Source organism: Phenylobacterium sp. (assembly GCF_030646615.1).
Classification (GTDB): Bacteria; Pseudomonadota; Alphaproteobacteria; order Caulobacterales; family Caulobacteraceae; genus Phenylobacterium.
In genome coordinates, this window is record NZ_JAUSLG010000012.1 from 20,234 (window position 1) to 37,342 (window position 17,109).

Genomic DNA, 17,109 nt, shown 5'->3' on the forward strand with positions numbered 1-17,109 from the left:
GCATGAAACCTGCCGCCCTCGCCGCCGCCCTGCTCGTCGCCGCCTTTGCGGGGCCCGCCCTCGCCGAGGAGGGACCTATCGCGACAGGCCGCGCGGACAGCCCGCCGCCTGTGACGGCGTCCGCGGCTCCGATCGGCCAAGCCCAGGAATCGGTCCTGCGGGCCGAAGCGCCCGGCGACTGGGCCAGGCGGGTTATGGCCGGCGAGCCCGCCCCTGAGGAGGTCGCACAGGCGCAGCAAGGGCGGTGCCCGACCCGCGTCGACAAGCGGCCCCACGGCGAAGTCTGGGGCAGCGTCGGCACGGGGGGCTATCGTGAGGTCGGCGGCGTCGTCACCCAGCCCATCGGCGACTGCGCCACTGTCACCATCGGCATGAGCCGCAGCGAGGGTCGCTTCGCCGGACCCCGCTACCGATAGACGGCCCTGTCAGATTGACTCAATCATAGCCATCGGGTTATGGGAAATCCCATCACCTGTTGGTTATGACTCCTGATGTCCGGCGCTCCTGACCTGATCTTCCGGTCCCTGGCCGACCCCACCCGGCGGAGCCTGTTCGAGCGGCTGTGCCGGGAGGGCGAACTGACGGTCGGGACGCTGACGGCCCAGGCCGGCGTCTCCCAGCCCGCGGTCTCCAAGCATCTGGCCCAGCTCAAGCAAGCAGGCCTGGTGCAGAACCGCCAGGAGGGCCGTCAGACCCACTATCGCGCCGAACCCGGCGCCCTTGTTCCCTTGATCGACTGGACCACCCAGCAGACCGCTTTCTGGCGCGCGCGGTTCGACGCCCTTGAAGACCTGCTCGGCCGAATGGACCAGTGAACCGCCCCGCCGCCGCGTGGAAAGGACGCCCATGAGCGACACCTCGCCTGAAATGCGCTCCGTCGTGGTTGAGCGCGACCTCGCCCATCCCCCCGGCCGGATCTGGCGCGCCTTGACCCAGCCCCACCTGATGGCCGAATGGCTGATGCAGACGGACTTCGAGCCCGTCCTCGGGCAGACCTTCAGCTTCAGCGCCGAGTGGGGCGCCTTGACCTGCCAGGTCACCGAGCTCGAGCCCGAGCGGCGGCTCGCCTACACCTGGGGCGATGGGGTCCTCGACACAGTCGTCACCTGGACCATCACGCCGACCCCGGCCGGCGCCCATCTGCGCATGGAGCAGACCGGTTTCCGTAAGGATCAGCCCCGCTACCTGATGGGCGCTACGGCGGGCTGGCCGCGCATGCTCGACGCTCTCGAACAGGTCCTGGCCAAGGAGCCCGACTGATGAGCCCCAATGCCTGGGTGCGGAAAATCCACCGCTGGCTGTCGCTTACATTCACCCTGGCGGTGATCGCCAATCTGGGCGCCCTGGTCGCAGGTCTGCAGGTAGCCTGGATCGGCCTGCTGGCGCTGGTCCCGCTCATCCCGCTGCTGGGGACAGGGCTCTACATGTTCGTCCTGCCCTACCTGCAAGGCCGCGGGGCGGGCGGCGCGGTCGAAACCTCATGACAGGCGAGCGGGCGGGCGGCGCCCCACGGCTCCTGTCGGGCGGCAATCCACAGATCCCCAAGGGCTATGGCGATGAACCCGTGCAGGCCTATATCGCCGCCCTGCCCGGCTGGAAGCGCGAAGCTGCGGCCAAGCTGGACGCCTTGATCGTCAAGACCGTGCCGCATGTGCATAAGGCGGTGAAGTGGAACTCGCCGCTCTATGGGCTCAAGGACCAGGGCTGGTTCCTCGGCCTCCATGTCTTCACCCGATACATCAAGCTCGCCTTCTTCCGCGGCGCCGATCTCGATCCGCCACCGCCGGTCGCCTCGAAGGCCGGGGCCACGCGCTATCTGCACATCCACGTGGAGGAGGCGCCGGATGAGGCGCAGCTCGCCGACTGGATCACCCAGGCCAGCCGGCTGCCCGGCGAGCGCATGTAACCGCCCGGTGATTCCGTTGCGCGGCCCGACGCGCTAGGCTCATGGCCTGTCGCCGAAGGAGCCGCCATGTCCCCCCGATCGATCCCCCGCCGCAGTCTGGTTCTTGGCGCCGGCCTGGTCATGGCCGCCCCGCAGATGGTCCTGGCCCAGGGCGCCAGGCCCCGGGTGACCATGGCCACCAGCCAGGGGGCCATCGTCATCGAGCTGGAGGACAGGAAGGCGCCCCTGACCAGCGCCAACTTCCTGCGCTATGTGGACGCCAAGGCCTATGACGGCGGCAGCTTCTTCCGCGCCGCCCGCAGCGACTGGGCGCCCACCGAGGGCACCATCGTCGCCCAGCCGCCGGCCACGGCCCGCCCCTTTCCGCCCATCCGCCACGAGAGCACGACCAAGACAGGCCTAAGCCACGTCCACGGGACCATCTCGCTCGGCCGATTCGCACCGGGGACGGCGACCAACACCTTCTTCATCTGCCTGGGCGACCAGACCTTCCTCGACGCCCAGCCCGACCAGCCCGGCGACAATCTGGGCTATGCGGCCTTCGGCAAGGTGGTCTCGGGCCTGCCCACGGCGCAGAAGATCCTCGCCCTGCCCACCGGCGGAGAGACCAAGTTCGCCGACCAGAAGGACCAGTGGCTGAAGAAGCCCGTCATCATCGAGACCATGCGCCGGGCCTGAGCTGCGCCGTCGCGCCGTCGGCGGGCGCAAGCCCGCCCGGCAGGGCCGTCTATCAGATGTCGGAGGACGTTGGCTGGGGAACTAGGACTCGAACCTAGAATGACGGTACCAAAAACCGCTGTGTTACCATTACACCATTCCCCAGCAGGAACGGCAGCGGGGCTTATCCCCCCGCGGCGAGGGCGTGGGAATAGCAAAAGCCGATTCCAGATGCAACGTCCGTGCAGTCGCTTGCCGGCCTGAAATCGCTCCTCTATAAGGCCGCCTCCAAGTCGGAGTGTGGCTCAGTCTGGTAGAGCACCGCGTTCGGGACGCGGGGGTCGCAGGTTCGAATCCTGCCACTCCGACCATTCATTCCCCCGTCCAGACCGGGGCGAAGCTTCTCCCCCCTGAATCTTGTGAAAAGACCGACCGGCCTCAGGGGCGCGGATAGCGGGCGTCGAGGTGCTCGTAATAGATCGCCACCATCAGGCAGCCTTCCCGCAGCATGGCGTCGGCGTCGAGGTCCGGATCCTCCAGGACCATGAGCGAGTTGCTGGCCAGGGCGTCAGTGGACAGCCGGATGGCCGTGCGCAGTTCGTCTGCCGGGACGTGGGGATAACGGCCACGCTGGATGGCGAAGAGCTGATCGACGACGTCCCGGCGGGAGCGGTTGGCCACATCGCGCAGGGCCGGCAGGGCGCGCATCGACCTCGCGATCCAGGGGCCGCCCGGAAAGGCGCGGATGATCTCGGTGGCCCGCTTCTGGATTTCGAAGTTCTTGGCCACGGCCTCGTCGAGGTTTCGAGTCTCCAGCCCGCCGGCCTTGATCCACTCGACGATGGCGGCGTTGGACATGGAGGCCAGCAGTTCGGCCAGGGCGACCACCAGGGCGTACTTGTTGGGGAAGTAGCGATAGAGCGCGGCTGGGCTCACGCCGGCGCGCTCGGCCACCATATTGGTGGAGATCCGCTCCATCCCGACCTCTTCCAGCAGTTCGCCGGCCGCGGTCAGGATGCGGTCATAGGTCTCGCGCGAGCGCCGCTGCGCGGGCTGCGCCTTGGTCTCAACGTCCACCGGCGCCGCACGCCGTGTCACACCCTTCAAGTCGCCTCCCTAGGCCGGCCCATGCTCGGATCCGCAGGTCTCCGGCATGGTGATACCGGCCAGGGGCGACAACCACCAGCCCCCGACTAGCCGGCGCCGGGCTGCTGCAGGGCCAGGGCGTCCTTCACCGCCAGCGCCTGCTGAATCTCGGCGTGGCGCGCGGGGGTCAGGGTGTGTTTGAGGATCATCAGGGCGCAGCCTATCCCCAGGATCAGGGGCGACCAGACATAGAGCAGGCGCAGGCCGAGCAGGGCCTGATCGGGCTGGACCGCTGCGGTCGGGTCAAAGCCAAACGCCTGCAGGGCGATGAAGGTGACCCCAGGCGCCAGGGCCGAGCCCAGCTTGTTGGTGCCTGAAAACAGCGCCGACAGCAGGCCCGTGCGATCGACGCCGTCCTCCAGCCGATCCTCGTCGCCCGCATCCGCCATCATGGAGCGCAGCAGGAACGGCCCGGCCGAGAGGGTCAGGCCGGCGAGAAACAGGATCAAGGCGCCCAGGGCCACGACGCCGGCCGGCATGATGTCGATGACCGCCAGCGAGACGGCGTAGCCCGCGAAGGCCACGGCGGCGGCCCGATGCTTGCCGATCCTCGACGTCAGCCAGCCCCAGATCGGCGTGCCGCAGAGGGAGCCGATCATATTGGCGAACAGCAGCAGGGTGACGTCGGCCATGGCGAACTGCTTCACCGTCAGGAAGTAGAAGAAGAACAGCGCCCCGTTCATCCCTACGGCGGCGCCGATCAGCAGGTCTGTGGCCAGCAGGCGCCGGATCGTCGGCTTCAGCAGCAGCCGGATATAGGCCTGCGGCCCCACCCGGGGACGCCCCAGGACCGGCGGCGCCGGGGGCTCGCGGACCAGGGCCAGGGCCAGCAGGGCGCCCAGGGGCAGGGTCGCCAGGATGAAGCCCGCCATGGCGTGGACCGCAAAGGCCGGATCATTGCGGGCGGCCGGCAGCAGGGCCGGGATGGCCAGCACGAGGATCACCCCCGACAGATTGGCCCCCTGCCACCAGGCGAAGATCTTGGAGCGCGTATTGTAGTCGGCGCTGAGCGCCGCGCCCCAGGACAACTGGGCCAGATAGCAGATCGAATAGCCCAGATAGGTGGCGAGCAGCGCCGCCACCAGATAGGCGAAGCTCGCCCCCTCGGGCGGGATGAACAGGGCCCCGGCCGAGATGGTCAGGATCGGCGCCCCCAGGGCCAGCCACGGCCGAAACCGGCCCCAGCGGCTGCGCGTCCGGTCCATCAAGGCGCCGAGGATCGGATCGAGGCCGATGTCCAGCAGTCGGACCACCAGGAAGGCCAGGCCCACCGCCGCCAGGGGCAGGCCGACCTCCGTCGAATAGAAGGTCGGCAGATAGATCACCAGGGGCAGCCCCATCGCCGCCAGGGCGATGCTCGGTGATGCGAAGGCCGCCAGGCGGCCGGAACTCAGTGATGCGGGCGGCATCGACCCCTCCCCCAAAAAGCGGCGCCGCGCCTGCCAATCAGGCGCCGCGCCTCGATCGCCCCGACAGATAATATCTTGGCTTGACAACTCGAATACACGATCATTATTCGTATTGCTAGTGACCACTTACGTTTTGTGACCAGGCCCAGGGGGGCGGAATTAGGGGGCAAGCATGGACCTCAGATAGGCGCGTCCACGCCAAAATCCTTATGAATAAAGGCTCTATGTCGTTTCCGGCGGAGGCGTTCCGTTTGTCCCGAGGGAGAGCATCCTGGTGACAGCGGCGCGACGAGCTTTCTGAAAACTGCATAAAGTCAGCTTATGCGGCTCAGATGTCCGCATATGCGGGCCTATTATGGCTCAAGAATATGCATCCACAAATGATGATGCATTTTGTATCTGTATTATGTCCAGTTTTTGCTTACGGGAGACCCCAGGTGGACTTCGATAATTTGGACGCCATGGCGTCCGCTGAGCTCGTCAAATCCGGAGAGGCCTCCCCCCGCGAACTGGTGGAGTCCGCCATTGCGCGTATCGAAGCGCGCAACCCCGCGCTCAACGCCGTGATCCACAAGCTCTATGACAAGGCCCTGGCGGCGGCCGACGATCCGGCGCTGGCCGACACCCCGCTTCGCGGCGTCCCGGCGCTGGTGAAAGACCTGGATGGCAGCACCGCCGGAGACCCCTGGTTCGGCGGCACGGTCTATCTGAAGAAGCTCGGCTGGCATGAGCCGGCCGATTCCCACGCGGTCGCCCAGATGCGGCGGGCGGGCCTGATCATCGTCGGCAAGACCGCCACGCCGGAGCTCGGCATGCAGGTCAATACGGTGAGCGACGCCCACGGCGTCACCCGCAACCCGTGGAACACCGAGCACAGCGCCGGCGGCTCCAGCGGCGGCTCCGGCGCCGCAGTCGCCGCACGCATGGTCCCGGTCGCCCACGGGGGCGACGGCGGCGGCTCGATCCGCATCCCCGCCGCCTTCAACGGCCTGTTCGGCCTCAAGCCGAGCCGGGGGCGGGTCTCGAATGCGCCTGCCGAGGCCGATCCCTGGGGCGGGCTGGTCTGCCGCCACGTCCTGACCCGCTCGGTGCGCGACAGCGCCCTGCTGCTGGACTGGCTGTCCCAGCCGGGACCGGGCGACCCCTATGCCGCGCCGAAGACCAGCCTGCCCTATCTGACCGAGGTCTCCGGCGAGGTCGCTGGGCTCAAGGTCGGTCTCCTGACCCACAACCCCCTGGGCGGTCCCGTCGATCCGGAATGCGCCCAGGCGGTTCTGACGGCCGGCGCCTTGCTGCAGACCGCCGGCTGTATCGTCGAGGACGCCCATCCCGCGGCCTATGGCGACATCGATCCGATGCTGATGGGCACGGTGATGACCGCCTGGATCGCCTATGAGCTCGAGGATCTGATCCGCCGCACCGGGGTCGAGCCCGGCCCCGGCGACCTCATGGCGCCGGCCGCCGCCGCCCTGGCCGCCGGGCGCGCCATGCCCGCCACCGCCTATGTGGGGGCCATGGAGGCCATCCACGCCTGGTCGCGTCGGATGAAGGCCTGGTGGCGGGACTACGACATCCTGCTGACGCCGACCTCGCCGGTGCTGCCTCCGAACCTGGCCTCGCTGCAGGCGCCGCCCACCGACGATCCGAACCGCAGCCTCAACGCCGTGGCCTACACCGTCCCCTTCAACATGACCGGCCAGCCTGCGGCCTCCATCCCCATGGGCTGGAGCGCCGCGGGCCTGCCGATCGGCGTCCAGGCCGTCGCCGACTTCGGTCGGGAGGACCTGCTGTTCCGCCTCGCCGGGACCCTCGAACAGGCTGCGCCCTGGGTCGAGCGGCGCCCGCCCAACCTGTCCGCCTGACCTCCTCCCCGCTCCAACCTTAAGGACCTGATCATGACGTTGCGTGCTGCCCCCCGGGCTCGACGGCGAGCCCTTACCCTGGCCGTCCTGTTGGGCGGCGCCTCGGCGCTGGCCGTATCAGGCGCCCATGCCCAGGACGCCCTCGAGCTGGAGGAGCTGGTGGTCACGGCCCAGAAGAGGTCGGAAAACCTCCAGGACGTGCCGATCTCGATCACGGCGGTCACGGCCGACAGCCTGGCTCGCAGCCAGATCACCACCCTGGGCGGGCTGCAGACCCTGACGCCGAACTTCCAGGTCAGCGACAATGTCTCGGTGCGCACCGTCTATATCCGCGGCGTCGGCGGCGGCGGGCGGACCGTGGCCTTCGACACCCGCACCGGCATCTATCTCGACGGGGTCTATATCGGCCAGCCCATGGCCGCCGATGCGGTGCTGTCGAACCTGGAGCGCGTGGAGGTTCTGCGCGGACCCCAGGGCTATCTCTACGGCCAGAACACGGTTTCCGGGGCGGTGAACCTGGTGACCCGCGCGCCGGTCGACGACTTCGAAGGCCGGCTGACCGCCGGTCTCGGCAACAAGGATCAGCAACGCCTGGACGGGATGGTCAACATCCCCCTGGCCGACGGCAAGGTCATGGTACGCCTGGGCGCCGCCTATGACCACCGGGACGGCTTCATCCGCAACACGACGCTGGGCGAGAATGTCGACGACATCAACAGCCGCTCCATGCGCCTCCAGGTGCGCATGCAGCCGACCGACGACTTCACCGCCGACCTCTCGTTCGACTATTCCCGCCAGCTCTCACACAAGGTGAACGGCGAGGCCCTGAGCGACACCTTCAACAGTGGGCCCCCCGCCGCGCCGGCCGACCAGCCGTTCGTGATCGACGATAATTATCCGGAGTTTGACTACAACCGGAACGTCGGCGGCGCCCTGACGCTCGCCTACGACCTGGGCGCCGTCACGCTCTCCTCGATCAGCGGGTACCGGGACTCAGCCCGGACCTGGAACGTCGACCTGGACCACTCGGCCCTCGACCTCGCCCACTTCAACTATGACGACAGCTATCAGACCCTCAGCCAGGAGGTGCGCCTGTCGTCCAACGACACCGAGGCCAGGCTGCGCTACATCCTCGGCGCCTTCTTCCTGCGGACCGACGGCGAGAACGACCGGCGCCTGACCTATGACGCCCTGGGCGTGCTGTTCGGCGTCCCGCCGGGCTCCATGATCCGCACCAATCCCAGCGTGAAGAACTCCAGCTATGCCATCTTCGGCGCGGTCGACTACCAGCTGACCCCCACCCTGATCGTCAACAGCGGCCTGCGGTTCAACTATGAGAACAAGAAGCTCAGCCTGAACCAGAGCAGCGATGTTGGTCCGCCCATCAGCAACATCGCCAATGTGCTCGGCTTCAAGGACGATCTGAGCGAGAGTTCGGTCTCGCCGATGATCGGCCTGACCTTCCAGCCGACCGAGGACCAGACCTATTATGGCAAGTACGCCCGCGGGGTGAAGTCGGGCGGCTTCAACGCCGACTATCTGACCACCCAGGCCCTGGGCGGGCCCCTGCGCCTGGGCAAGGAGACTGTGGACAGCTTCGAAATCGGGGCCAAGTTCACCGCCTTCGAGCGTCGCCTCCGCGTCAATGCCGACGTCTTCTACGCCCGCTATTCGGACTATCAGGTCAGCCAGTTCCGGGTGGTGCCCAACAGCACCCCGCCGCGGATCGAGCTTGCCCTCACCAACGCCGGCGAGGTCGAGACCTATGGCCCGGAAATCTCGGTGGACGCGGCCCTGGCCCCCGGTCTGAACGTCAATCTTCAGGCGGCCTGGCTGCACGCCGAGTACAAGGAGTTCAAGGACGGCGGCGGGGTCGGCGTGGACTATTCCGGCAACCGGCTGGAATACGCCCCCGAGGTCACGGCCTCGGCCACGGTCGACTATACCCGAGACCTGGCCGAGGGTCTGGGCGCCGTCACCAGCCGCGTCACGGTGTCCTATCGCGGCGACCAGTATTCCGACACCTCCAACGCCGAGGCCTTCCACCAGGACGCCTACACCCTGGTGAACGCCCGGGTGGCCTGGCTGGCGCCGGGCGACCGGTGGCAGGTCGCGGCCTATGCCGACAATCTGCTGGAAGAAGAGTATCAGCTGGGCGTTGCGCCAGACGCCTTCACCACCCTGTTCGGCCGCTATGGCGCGCCGCGCACCTACGGTGTTGAGGTGACCTGGACCTACTGATTGCGACCGCGCGGGCGGCCCCGTCGCCCGCGCGGCCCATCTGACATCTCGAAAGCCCGCGGCGGAGCCCTGCCTTGAACCGCTGGACCTATCCCGACCTGAAGACCCTGATGGCCAAGGCCTCGCCCCTGCGCTCGGGCGACGTCCTGGCCGGCCTCGCCGCGGAGACCGCCGAGGAGAACGTGCTGGCCAAGATGAGCCTGGCCGACGTGCCGCTGAAGCGGTTCCTGGCCGAGCCCCTGGTCCCCTACGACGAGGACGAAGTCACCCGGCTCATCCTCGACAGTCACGACGCCGCAGCCTTCGCGCCTGTGTCCCACATGACGGTGGGCCAGTTCCGCGACTGGCTGCTCTCGGATGCGGCCGACACCGCAGCCCTGGCGCAGCTGGCGCCGGGCCTGACCCCGGAGATGGTCGCCGCCGTCAGCAAGCTGATGCGCAACCAGGACCTGATCCTGGCGGCCAAAAAGGTGACGGTGGTCACCCGCTTCCGCGACACCATCGGCCTCCCGGGCCGGCTCTCCACCCGGCTGCAGCCCAACCATCCGACGGACGATCCCAAGGGCGTGGCCGCCTCGATGCTGGACGGGCTGCTGCTGGGCTCGGGGGACGCGGTGATCGGCGTCAATCCCGCCTCGGACAATCTCGCCACCCTGGGCGACCTGATGCGTCTGCTGGACGAGGCCATCCAGCGCTTCCAGATCCCCACCCAGTCCTGCATCCTCACCCACGTCACCTCGTCCATCGAACTGATCAACCGTGGCGCGCCCGTGGACCTGGTGTTCCAGTCCATCGCCGGCACCCAGGCGGCCAACGCCTCGTTCGGCGTCGATCTGGCGGTGCTGCGGGAGGGCCTGGACGCCGGCCGATCCTTGGGGCGCGGCACGGTCGGGGACAACCTGATGTATTTCGAGACCGGCCAGGGCTCGGCCCTCTCGGCCGGCGCCCACCACGGGGTGGACCAGCAGACCCTGGAGGCCCGCGCCTATGGGGTCGCCCGGGCGTTCGCGCCCCTGCTGGTGAACACGGTCGTCGGCTTCATCGGCCCGGAATATCTCTATGACGGCAAGCAGATCATCCGGGCCGGCCTGGAGGACCACTTCTGCGGCAAGCTGCTTGGCCTGCCCCTGGGTTGCGACGTCTGCTACACCAATCACGCCCAGGCCGACCAGGACGACATGGACACCCTGCTGACCCTGCTGGCGACGGCGGAGGTGACCTTCATCATGGGGGTGCCGGGCGCCGACGACATCATGCTCAACTATCAGTCGACCTCCTTCCACGACGCCCTCTATGTCCGCGAGCTGCTGGGCCTGCGGCGCGCGCCGGAGTTCGAGGCCTGGATGAGCCAGGTCGGGCTGGCCGACGCCGCCGGCCGGCTCAGCGCCGACGCCGGTCGCCACCCGCTGCTTGAGCTTCTGTCGTGACCGCGCCGGTCGAGCCCTCGGCGATGGCGGCCCTGACCGACGCCCGCGTGGCCCTGGGTCGCACAGGCTCGAGCCAGCCGACCGCCGCGGCCCTGGCCTTCACCCTGGATCATGCGCGGGCGAGGGACGCCGTGCATCGCCCCGCGGACTTCGACGGCCTGGAGGCCGCCCTGCAGCAGCGGGGGCTTGCGAGCCTGCGGGCCGACAGCGCCGCACAGGATCGCCTCACCTATCTGGCCCGTCCCGACCTTGGCCGACGGCTGTCTGACGAAAGCCGCGACCAGCTGGCCGCCCTCAGATCGAGGCCCGTGGTCGACCTGGCCATCGTCGTCGCTGACGGCCTGTCCAGCCGCGCCCTCGACCACGTCCCCGCCCTCCTCGACGCCCTGCTCGCCGACCTGACGCCAGAGGGCTGGACCCTGGCGCCGGTGATCCTGGCCGCCCAGGCCCGCGTCGCCCTGGGGGACGAGGTCGGCGCCCTGCTGAAGGCGCGCATGGTCCTGCTGCTGGTCGGCGAACGGCCGGGCCTTTCGTCCCCCGACAGCCTGGGCGCCTATCTCACCTACGCCCCGCGGGTGGGCTTGAGCGATGCGGCGCGAAACTGCGTGTCGAACATCCGCCCGGCGGGCCTGGTCCCCGCCCAGGCCGCCTTCAAGATCGCCTGGCTGATGCGGCAGGCCCGGCGTCTGCAACTGACCGGCGTCGCCCTGAAGGATGAGAGTTCCACCGACCATCTCGTCAGCGTCACGCCCGAGGCCGTCCGCCTCCCTGCAGACTCCCCGCTTGAAAAGAACAAATCGGGAAAATAAGCTCCAGCGTAAGGCGTGGGCTGGAGGGGATGATGGGCTTTCTCAAAGGGCTGTTTGGCGGGCGGGAAAAGTCGCCGCCCCCGCCGCCGTCGGACAAGGTGCTGGCGATCCAGGACGCGCTGCGGGCGCGGGTTCAGCCTTGCCTGCGGCTTCGGCCGGGCGGCGCGGGCGCCTCGCGGCTTGGGGGCGAGCCGGAGCTCACCGGGGACTGGCCGGTGTGGAAAGGCGGGCCCATGGTGTTCGTCGCCCAACTGGACCTGACCGAGATGCGGAGCGCCGGCGGCCCCGATTGGCTCCCGGCGGCGGGGCGGCTACTGTTCTTCTGCGAGCCGGGGGCCTGGGGATCTGACCCTGAGGATGCCGGAGGCGCCCTGGTGCGCCACGAAACCGCGCCAGCAGAACCGCGGCTGCCGCCCACCGACCTGCCGCGCGAGGCCCGCTTCAAGGCGACGCCCGTGAGCTTTGAAGCCGGGGAATCCTGGCCCAGCCAGGAGCGGCTGGAAATCGACTGGGACACGATCGGCAAGCACGACTACGCCGCCCTTGAGGCCTTTGAGGAAGCCCACACGCCCGAGACCCCGGCCCACCAGGTCGGCGGCTATCCCGGCGCCGTTCAGGACGACGCCATGGAGGAGATTTGCCAGGAGGTGACCCAGAGCCCTCGCGGCGCCCAGGACTGGCGCCTGCTTCTTCAGGTCGACAGCGACCGCGAGCGGGGCATGACGTGGTTCGACTCCGGTCGGCTCTACTTCTGGATCCGCGAGCAGGACGCCCGGGCGGGGGATTTTTCCAAGGTCTGGCTGATCGTCCAGTCCGGCTGACGGGCGGATTTTTCAGGCTGTTCGATCCCGGATCAGACGGTTTTTCAGGGGGTTCCTGATGCGGCGATCAAAGAAACATTACCCCCAAATGCAGGGTTTTGTTTGCCAGCGGCCATTCTATCGGTACAGGGTCGCGCGCAAGCTACAGGAAATGAGCAAACTATGACGACCGGAACAGTGAAGTGGTTCAACGCCACGAAGGGCTATGGCTTCATTCAGCCCGATGATGGCGGAGCCGACGTGTTTCTTCACATCAGCGCCGTTGAACAAGCGGGCATGAGCTCGGTGAACGAAGGCGACAAGCTCTCCTTCGAGCTCGAAAAGGACCGTAAGTCGGGCAAGATGTCCGCCGGCCAGCTCCAGAAGGCCTAAAGGAAACGAGCCCCGGCCTTGATGGCCGGGGCTCCGACCTTGCGATATTCAGGCGCGACGGCAAGGCCCGCGCCATCTAGTCTGGCGCCATGCCCATCGGCGCCGCCCCAAATCCCCACCCGCCCCTAGACATCACCGGCCTCGCCAAGAGCGTGCCGGGCGGCCGCGTGCTGTTCCAGAACCTGGACCTGCGTCTGCGCGCCGGCGAGATCGTCGCCATCATGGGCGAGTCGGGCGTCGGCAAGTCCAGCCTGCTCAATCTGATCGCCGGCCTCGACCTCACCGATGTCGGGACGATCGAGATCGACGGCGCCGATGTCGCCCGCCTCGATGACGACGCCCGCACAGCCCTGCGACGCGACCGCATCGGTTTCGTCTTCCAGGCCTTCCACATCCTCCCCCACCTGACCCTGGCGCAGAATGTGGCCCTGCCCCTGGTGCTGGCCCGCAATCCCCAGGCCGAGGCGCTCAGCCGGGCCAGGACGATGCTGGACCAGGTGGGCCTGACCGGCCGTGGCGAGGACTTTCCCGCCCAGGTCTCCGGCGGCGAACTGCAGCGCATTGCGCTCGCCCGCGCCCTGGTCCACAGCCCGGCCCTGCTGCTGGCCGACGAGCCCACCGGCAATCTCGATCCACAGACCGCTGACAGCGTCCTGGCCCTGTTCTGCGACCGCGCGCGGGCCAGCGGCGCGGCGGCGCTGATCGTCACCCATTCCGAACGGGCCGCCGCGGCGGCTGACCGGATCCTGGTGCTGACGCCGGTCGGCCTGGCGCCCCATGCGCCCTAGCCTGGCCTTAAGCCCCCTCCTGCTGCGCTGGATGGTGGGGGGCGAGTGGCGCGCCCGCCCCGGACGCGTCCTGGTGGCGGTGCTGGCCATCGCCGTCGGCGTCGGCCTGGGGCTCGCCGTCCACCTGGTCAATCGCTCGGCGCTGGATTCCTTCGCCCAGGCGGTCAGCAACGTCAGCGGCTCGGCCGATGTCCAGATCGAGGCCGCCAGCCCTTCGGGGTTCGATGAGACCCTCTATCCGAAGGTCGCCCGTACGCCGGGGGTCGGCACGGCGAGCCCGGTGGTGGAGCTGGCCGCGACCAGCCCCGGCGGCGCCCTGACCCTGCTGGGGCTTGACCCTTTGCGGGCCTACGCGGTCACCCCCAGCCTGCTCGGCCAAGGCGGTGGCGCTTCACCGACCGCCGGCTCGGACGCCCTGTTCGACCTCGACACCGTGCATCTTTCGCCGGCCGCCCTGGAGGCGACCGGGCTAGCGGTCGGCGATCAGGTCCGCCTGACGGCTGCGGGCCGCACGGCCGAGTTCCGGATCGGTGGGACCCTGGAAGCCCTCGGCGACAACCGCCCCTTGGCGGTGATCGACATCGCCGCAGCCCAGTGGAGGTTCGGCCAGCTCGGCCGGCTGCAGCGTATCGATGTCCGCCTGACGCCCGGCGCCGACCGCAGTCAGGTGGAGGCCGCCCTCCGCGCCGGCCTGCCGGACGGGGCCGACCTTGTCACCGCCCAGAGCGAGATGCGCCGCACCGAGAGCCTGTCGCGGGCCTATCGCGTCAATCTGCAGATGCTGGCCCTAGTGGCCCTGCTCACCGGCGGCTTCCTGGTCTATTCGGCCCAGTCCCTGTCAGTGGCCCGAAGGCGACCGCAGTTCGCCCTGTTGCGGGTGCTCGGCCTGCCGGCCCGCGGCATGCTGGGCCAGGTGCTGATCGAGGGCCTGATCCTGGGCCTGGTCGGCTCGGCCCTCGGCGTCGCCTTCGGCTATGGGTTGGCGGAGCTCGCCCTGCGCCTGCTGGGGGGCGATCTCGGCGGCGGCTATTTCGCCGGCGAGCGACCGCAGCTCTCGATCGCGCCGGTCGCCACGGTGGTAATCTTCGCCCTGGGCCTGGCCATCGCCCTGGCCGGCAGTCTCTGGCCCGCCCTGGAGGCCGAACGCACGCCCGCCGCCGTGGCGTTGAAGGCCGGTTCCGGCGACGCCCCCGACCCTAGCCGACTGCGTCGCCCGTGGATCAGCCTTTCCCTGCTGGTCGTCGGGATGGCCGCGGCCCTGGCGCCTCCGGTGGGGGGGCTGCCCCTGTTCGGCTATGTCGCCATCGCCCTGATGCTGGCCGGCGGGGTCGGCGCCATGCCCTGGCTCGCCCGCACGGCCCTGCAGCCCCTTCGGCGCCTCAACAGCCCGCCAGCCCCCCTGGCCCTGGCCATCGCACGGCTGTGGGGGGCGCCGCGGCAGGCGGCCGTGGCGCTCAGCGGCATCGTCGCCAGCACCAGCCTCATGGTGGCCATGGCCGTCATGGTCACCAGCTTCCGCGGCTCGGTGGACGAATGGCTGACCCAGATCCTGCCGGCCGACATCTATATGCGCATGGCCGAGGGCGCCGCCCTTGATCCGCCGCTCCAGGGGCGCCTCGCCGCCGCCCCGGGGGTCGCCAGCATCGAATTCCGCGACAGCTTCAGCCTGCGGCTCGATCCCGAGCGCCCGGCGGTCCAGCTCATCGCCCGCGGCGGACCAGGCGCAGGCCCGGCCCATGACCTGCCGCTGGTGGGCCGCACGGCGACGCCCCCGGCCGGCGCGACCCCGGCCTGGATCTCAGAACCCATGGCCCAGATCTACCACCTCGCGCCCGGAGACCGCCTGACCCTGCCCCTGGGGGACGGCGCGGAGGTCCAGGTGGCCGGGGTCTGGCGAGACTATTCCAACCAGTTCGGCGCCCTGATCCTCGACCAGGCCGCCTATACCCGCCTGACCGGCGAGACAGCGCGGGGCGAAGCGGCCATCACCCTGGCGCCCGGGGCGGACCCCCAACCGGCCATCGCCGCCCTGCGCGGGCGCCTGCCCGCAGATCTGGCGGCCCAGGCCAGCTTCGCCGAACCCCAGGAACTGCGCGCCGTGGCCCTGCGCATTTTCGACCGCAGCTTCGCCATTACTTACGCCCTGGAAGCCATCGCCATCCTGGTGGGCCTGACCGGGGTGGCGGCCACCTTCTCGGCCCAGACCCTGGCGCGGCGCAAGGAGTTCGGGGTGCTGCGCCATCTGGGGGTTCGCCGGGGACAGATCGTCTGGATGCTGGCGGCCGAAGGCGCCCTGCTGGGGCTCATCGGCGCTGCGGCGGGCCTCGCGCTCGGCGTCGGCATGAGCCAGATCCTGATCCATGTGGTCAATCCGCAGTCCTTCAACTGGACCATGGAGACGCGGCTGCCCTGGTCGCTGCTGGCGGGGCTGGGCGCAGCCCTGGCCCTGACCTCGGCCGGCACAGCGGTCCTGGCCGGCCGCGGCGCCCTGTCGGACACCGCCGTGCGCGCCGTGCGGGAGGACTGGTGATGATCGGACGTCGCGCCCTGGCGGGCCTGATCGGCGCGGGCCTCCTCCTGCCGCCCTCGACCCTGGCCCAGGGCCAGACGCCCCCGGCCGGCCAGCCGCGCTTTGCGCCGGTGCGCCCTGGAACCCGGCTTCGGTTTCCCGCCGATCATGGCGCCCATCCCGACTTCCGCACCGAGTGGTGGTACGTCACCGGCTGGCTGCAGGCCGGGTCACAGACCCTTGGCTTCCAGATCACCTTCTTCCGCACCCGCCCGGCCATCGATCAGCGCAATCCCAGCGCCTTCGCCCCACGGCAGATCATCTTCGCCCACGCCGCCCTGTCCGATCCCGCCGTCGGCCGTCTGATCCATGCCCAGAAGATCGCGCGCGCGGGTTTCGGCCTCGCCGAGGCCCAGACCGGCGACCTGGACCTCGTCCTCGATGACTGGGGGATGGTCCGCGACGCCGCCGACGTCCTCCACGCGCAGGTTCGCGATGATGGCTTCGCCCTGGATCTGCAGCTCACCCCCACCCAGCCGGTGATCCTGCAGGGCGAGGCCGGCTTCAGCCGCAAGGGACCCGAGCCTGAACAGTCGAGCTACTATTACAGCTGGCCGCACCTGAAGGTCGCTGGCGACCTGACCCGCCAAGGCCGCCGTGTGGCCGTCTCCGGCGAGGCATGGCTGGATCACGAATGGTCCTCCACCCTGCTGGACGCCAGGGCGGTGGGTTGGGACTGGGTGGGCCTGAATCTGGAGGCTGGCGGGGCGCTGACCGCCTTCCAGGTCCGCGACGCCGAGGGCCGCGCCGTCTGGGCCGGGGGCTCCCTGCGCAACCGGGCAGGCGCCGTCACGATCTTCCAACCTGAGGACGTTGCGTTCGTCACCCGCGGCTGGTGGCGCTCGCCCCGCACCGGCGCCCGCTATCCCATCGCCCGAGATGTGCAGGTGCGGACAGCCGAGGGTCTTCGCACCTGGCGCCTCGCCCCCCTGTTCGACGACCAGGAGCTCGACAGCCGCCCGATCGGCCCGGTCTATTGGGAAGGCGCCGTCCGCGGCGACGGGGCTAGAGGCTATCTGGAGCTCACCGGCTATGAGGCGCCGCTAGCCCTCTAGGCGTGCTGACCTGATGGCGCCGAGGGCGGCCTGCGCTATAGCTGGGC

At 69.3% G+C, this 17,109-nt stretch carries 17 protein-coding genes and 2 tRNA genes; 16 read left to right on the forward strand and 3 right to left on the reverse strand.

The window, feature by feature from the left end; genetic code table 11:
* The first annotated feature begins 2 nt into the window (after positions 1 to 2).
* The 6 genes from Q7S93_RS01665 to Q7S93_RS01690 all read left to right on the forward strand — a co-directional run bounded on the left by Q7S93_RS01665 (position 3) and on the right by Q7S93_RS01690 (position 2,584).
* Entirely contained in the window at positions 3 to 416 is a 414-nt protein-coding gene (locus tag Q7S93_RS01665; RefSeq protein WP_304711816.1) for a hypothetical protein, read from the forward strand.
* Positions 417 to 491: 75 nt separating this feature from the next.
* Positions 492 to 815 (forward strand): ArsR/SmtB family transcription factor, encoded by a 324-nt coding sequence (locus tag Q7S93_RS01670; RefSeq protein ID WP_304711818.1) that lies wholly within the window; start codon positions 492 to 494, stop codon positions 813 to 815.
* Positions 816 to 846: 31 nt separating this feature from the next.
* On the forward strand, positions 847 to 1,260 hold the full coding sequence (locus Q7S93_RS01675; RefSeq protein ID WP_304711820.1) for an SRPBCC family protein: 414 nt from the start codon (positions 847 to 849) through the stop codon (positions 1,258 to 1,260).
* Positions 1,260 to 1,484, forward strand: a complete 225-nt coding sequence (locus tag Q7S93_RS01680) for a hypothetical protein (RefSeq protein ID WP_304711822.1) — start codon at positions 1,260 to 1,262, stop codon at positions 1,482 to 1,484. Before Q7S93_RS01675 ends, Q7S93_RS01680 begins: the two co-directional genes overlap by 1 nt.
* Positions 1,481 to 1,906 (forward strand): DUF1801 domain-containing protein, encoded by a 426-nt coding sequence (locus Q7S93_RS01685; RefSeq protein WP_304711824.1) that lies wholly within the window; start codon positions 1,481 to 1,483, stop codon positions 1,904 to 1,906. Before Q7S93_RS01680 ends, Q7S93_RS01685 begins: the two co-directional genes overlap by 4 nt.
* Positions 1,907 to 1,972: 66 nt before the next feature.
* Complete coding sequence (locus Q7S93_RS01690; RefSeq protein WP_304711826.1) at positions 1,973 to 2,584, forward strand: peptidylprolyl isomerase; 612 nt, start codon at positions 1,973 to 1,975, stop codon at positions 2,582 to 2,584.
* Positions 2,585 to 2,654: 70 nt separating this feature from the next.
* Here the strand turns inward: Q7S93_RS01690 and Q7S93_RS01695 are convergent.
* Positions 2,655 to 2,728, reverse strand: a tRNA-Gln gene (locus Q7S93_RS01695).
* Positions 2,729 to 2,857: 129 nt separating this feature from the next.
* Between Q7S93_RS01695 and Q7S93_RS01700 the strand changes: the two genes are divergently transcribed.
* Positions 2,858 to 2,934, forward strand: a tRNA-Pro gene (locus tag Q7S93_RS01700).
* Positions 2,935 to 3,001: 67 nt separating this feature from the next.
* Here the strand turns inward: Q7S93_RS01700 and Q7S93_RS01705 are convergent.
* The gene (locus Q7S93_RS01705) at positions 3,002 to 3,661 is read right to left on the reverse strand and encodes a TetR/AcrR family transcriptional regulator (protein WP_304711888.1); all 660 of its coding nucleotides are present in this window, start codon (positions 3,659 to 3,661) and stop codon (positions 3,002 to 3,004) included.
* Positions 3,662 to 3,756: 95 nt separating this feature from the next.
* Positions 3,757 to 5,118 carry an MFS transporter gene (locus tag Q7S93_RS01710; RefSeq protein ID WP_304711827.1) on the reverse strand — a complete coding sequence of 454 codons (1,362 nt, stop codon included), beginning with the start codon at positions 5,116 to 5,118 and terminating at the stop codon, positions 3,757 to 3,759.
* A gap of 437 nt (positions 5,119 to 5,555) precedes the next feature.
* Here Q7S93_RS01710 and Q7S93_RS01715 point away from each other — a divergent pair, with 437 nt between their 5' ends.
* The 9 genes from Q7S93_RS01715 to Q7S93_RS01755 all read left to right on the forward strand — a co-directional run bounded on the left by Q7S93_RS01715 (position 5,556) and on the right by Q7S93_RS01755 (position 17,062).
* On the forward strand, positions 5,556 to 6,980 hold the full coding sequence (locus tag Q7S93_RS01715) for an amidase (protein ID WP_304711829.1): 1,425 nt from the start codon (positions 5,556 to 5,558) through the stop codon (positions 6,978 to 6,980).
* A gap of 33 nt (positions 6,981 to 7,013) precedes the next feature.
* Positions 7,014 to 9,221 carry a TonB-dependent receptor gene (locus Q7S93_RS01720; protein WP_304711830.1) on the forward strand — a complete coding sequence of 736 codons (2,208 nt, stop codon included), beginning with the start codon at positions 7,014 to 7,016 and terminating at the stop codon, positions 9,219 to 9,221.
* A gap of 74 nt (positions 9,222 to 9,295) precedes the next feature.
* Positions 9,296 to 10,648 carry an ethanolamine ammonia-lyase subunit EutB gene (locus tag Q7S93_RS01725; protein ID WP_304711832.1) on the forward strand — a complete coding sequence of 451 codons (1,353 nt, stop codon included), beginning with the start codon at positions 9,296 to 9,298 and terminating at the stop codon, positions 10,646 to 10,648.
* Positions 10,645 to 11,457 (forward strand): ethanolamine ammonia-lyase subunit EutC, encoded by an 813-nt coding sequence (eutC, locus tag Q7S93_RS01730; protein WP_304711834.1) that lies wholly within the window; start codon positions 10,645 to 10,647, stop codon positions 11,455 to 11,457. The genes Q7S93_RS01725 and eutC overlap by 4 nt, the downstream gene beginning before the upstream one ends.
* A gap of 32 nt (positions 11,458 to 11,489) precedes the next feature.
* Positions 11,490 to 12,278 (forward strand): YwqG family protein, encoded by a 789-nt coding sequence (locus tag Q7S93_RS01735; RefSeq protein ID WP_304711836.1) that lies wholly within the window; start codon positions 11,490 to 11,492, stop codon positions 12,276 to 12,278.
* 162 nt (positions 12,279 to 12,440) lie between these two features.
* Positions 12,441 to 12,650 carry a cold-shock protein gene (locus Q7S93_RS01740; RefSeq protein WP_293316660.1) on the forward strand — a complete coding sequence of 70 codons (210 nt, stop codon included), beginning with the start codon at positions 12,441 to 12,443 and terminating at the stop codon, positions 12,648 to 12,650.
* 89 nt (positions 12,651 to 12,739) lie between these two features.
* Entirely contained in the window at positions 12,740 to 13,438 is a 699-nt protein-coding gene (locus Q7S93_RS01745) for an ABC transporter ATP-binding protein (protein WP_304711839.1), read from the forward strand.
* A complete protein-coding gene (locus Q7S93_RS01750) occupies positions 13,428 to 15,968 on the forward strand; it encodes an ABC transporter permease (RefSeq protein WP_304711841.1) in 2,541 nt (846 codons plus the stop codon). Before Q7S93_RS01745 ends, Q7S93_RS01750 begins: the two co-directional genes overlap by 11 nt.
* A complete protein-coding gene (locus Q7S93_RS01755; protein ID WP_304711843.1) occupies positions 15,968 to 17,062 on the forward strand; it encodes a lipocalin-like domain-containing protein in 1,095 nt (364 codons plus the stop codon). The genes Q7S93_RS01750 and Q7S93_RS01755 overlap by 1 nt, the downstream gene beginning before the upstream one ends.
* Positions 17,063 to 17,109 lie beyond the last annotated feature (47 nt).

Excerpts from the sequence above, each read along its gene's own strand:
- Q7S93_RS01665 (WP_304711816.1), top strand. The coding sequence starts at position 3 with ATGAAACCTGCCGCCCTCGCCGCCGCCCTGCTCGTCGCCGCCTTTGCG.
- Q7S93_RS01670 (WP_304711818.1), top strand. The coding sequence starts at position 492 with ATGTCCGGCGCTCCTGACCTGATCTTCCGGTCCCTGGCCGACCCCACC.
- Q7S93_RS01675 (WP_304711820.1), top strand. The coding sequence starts at position 847 with ATGAGCGACACCTCGCCTGAAATGCGCTCCGTCGTGGTTGAGCGCGAC.
- Q7S93_RS01680 (WP_304711822.1), top strand. The coding sequence starts at position 1,260 with ATGAGCCCCAATGCCTGGGTGCGGAAAATCCACCGCTGGCTGTCGCTT.
- Q7S93_RS01685 (WP_304711824.1), top strand. The coding sequence starts at position 1,481 with ATGACAGGCGAGCGGGCGGGCGGCGCCCCACGGCTCCTGTCGGGCGGC.
- Q7S93_RS01690 (WP_304711826.1), top strand. The coding sequence starts at position 1,973 with ATGTCCCCCCGATCGATCCCCCGCCGCAGTCTGGTTCTTGGCGCCGGC.
- Q7S93_RS01710 (WP_304711827.1), bottom strand. The coding sequence starts at position 5,118 with ATGCCGCCCGCATCACTGAGTTCCGGCCGCCTGGCGGCCTTCGCATCA.
- Q7S93_RS01720 (WP_304711830.1), top strand. The coding sequence starts at position 7,014 with ATGACGTTGCGTGCTGCCCCCCGGGCTCGACGGCGAGCCCTTACCCTG.
- Q7S93_RS01735 (WP_304711836.1), top strand. The coding sequence starts at position 11,490 with ATGGGCTTTCTCAAAGGGCTGTTTGGCGGGCGGGAAAAGTCGCCGCCC.
- Q7S93_RS01740 (WP_293316660.1), top strand. The coding sequence starts at position 12,441 with ATGACGACCGGAACAGTGAAGTGGTTCAACGCCACGAAGGGCTATGGC.
- Q7S93_RS01745 (WP_304711839.1), top strand. The coding sequence starts at position 12,740 with ATGCCCATCGGCGCCGCCCCAAATCCCCACCCGCCCCTAGACATCACC.
- Q7S93_RS01750 (WP_304711841.1), top strand. The coding sequence starts at position 13,428 with ATGCGCCCTAGCCTGGCCTTAAGCCCCCTCCTGCTGCGCTGGATGGTG.
- Q7S93_RS01755 (WP_304711843.1), top strand. The coding sequence starts at position 15,968 with ATGATCGGACGTCGCGCCCTGGCGGGCCTGATCGGCGCGGGCCTCCTC.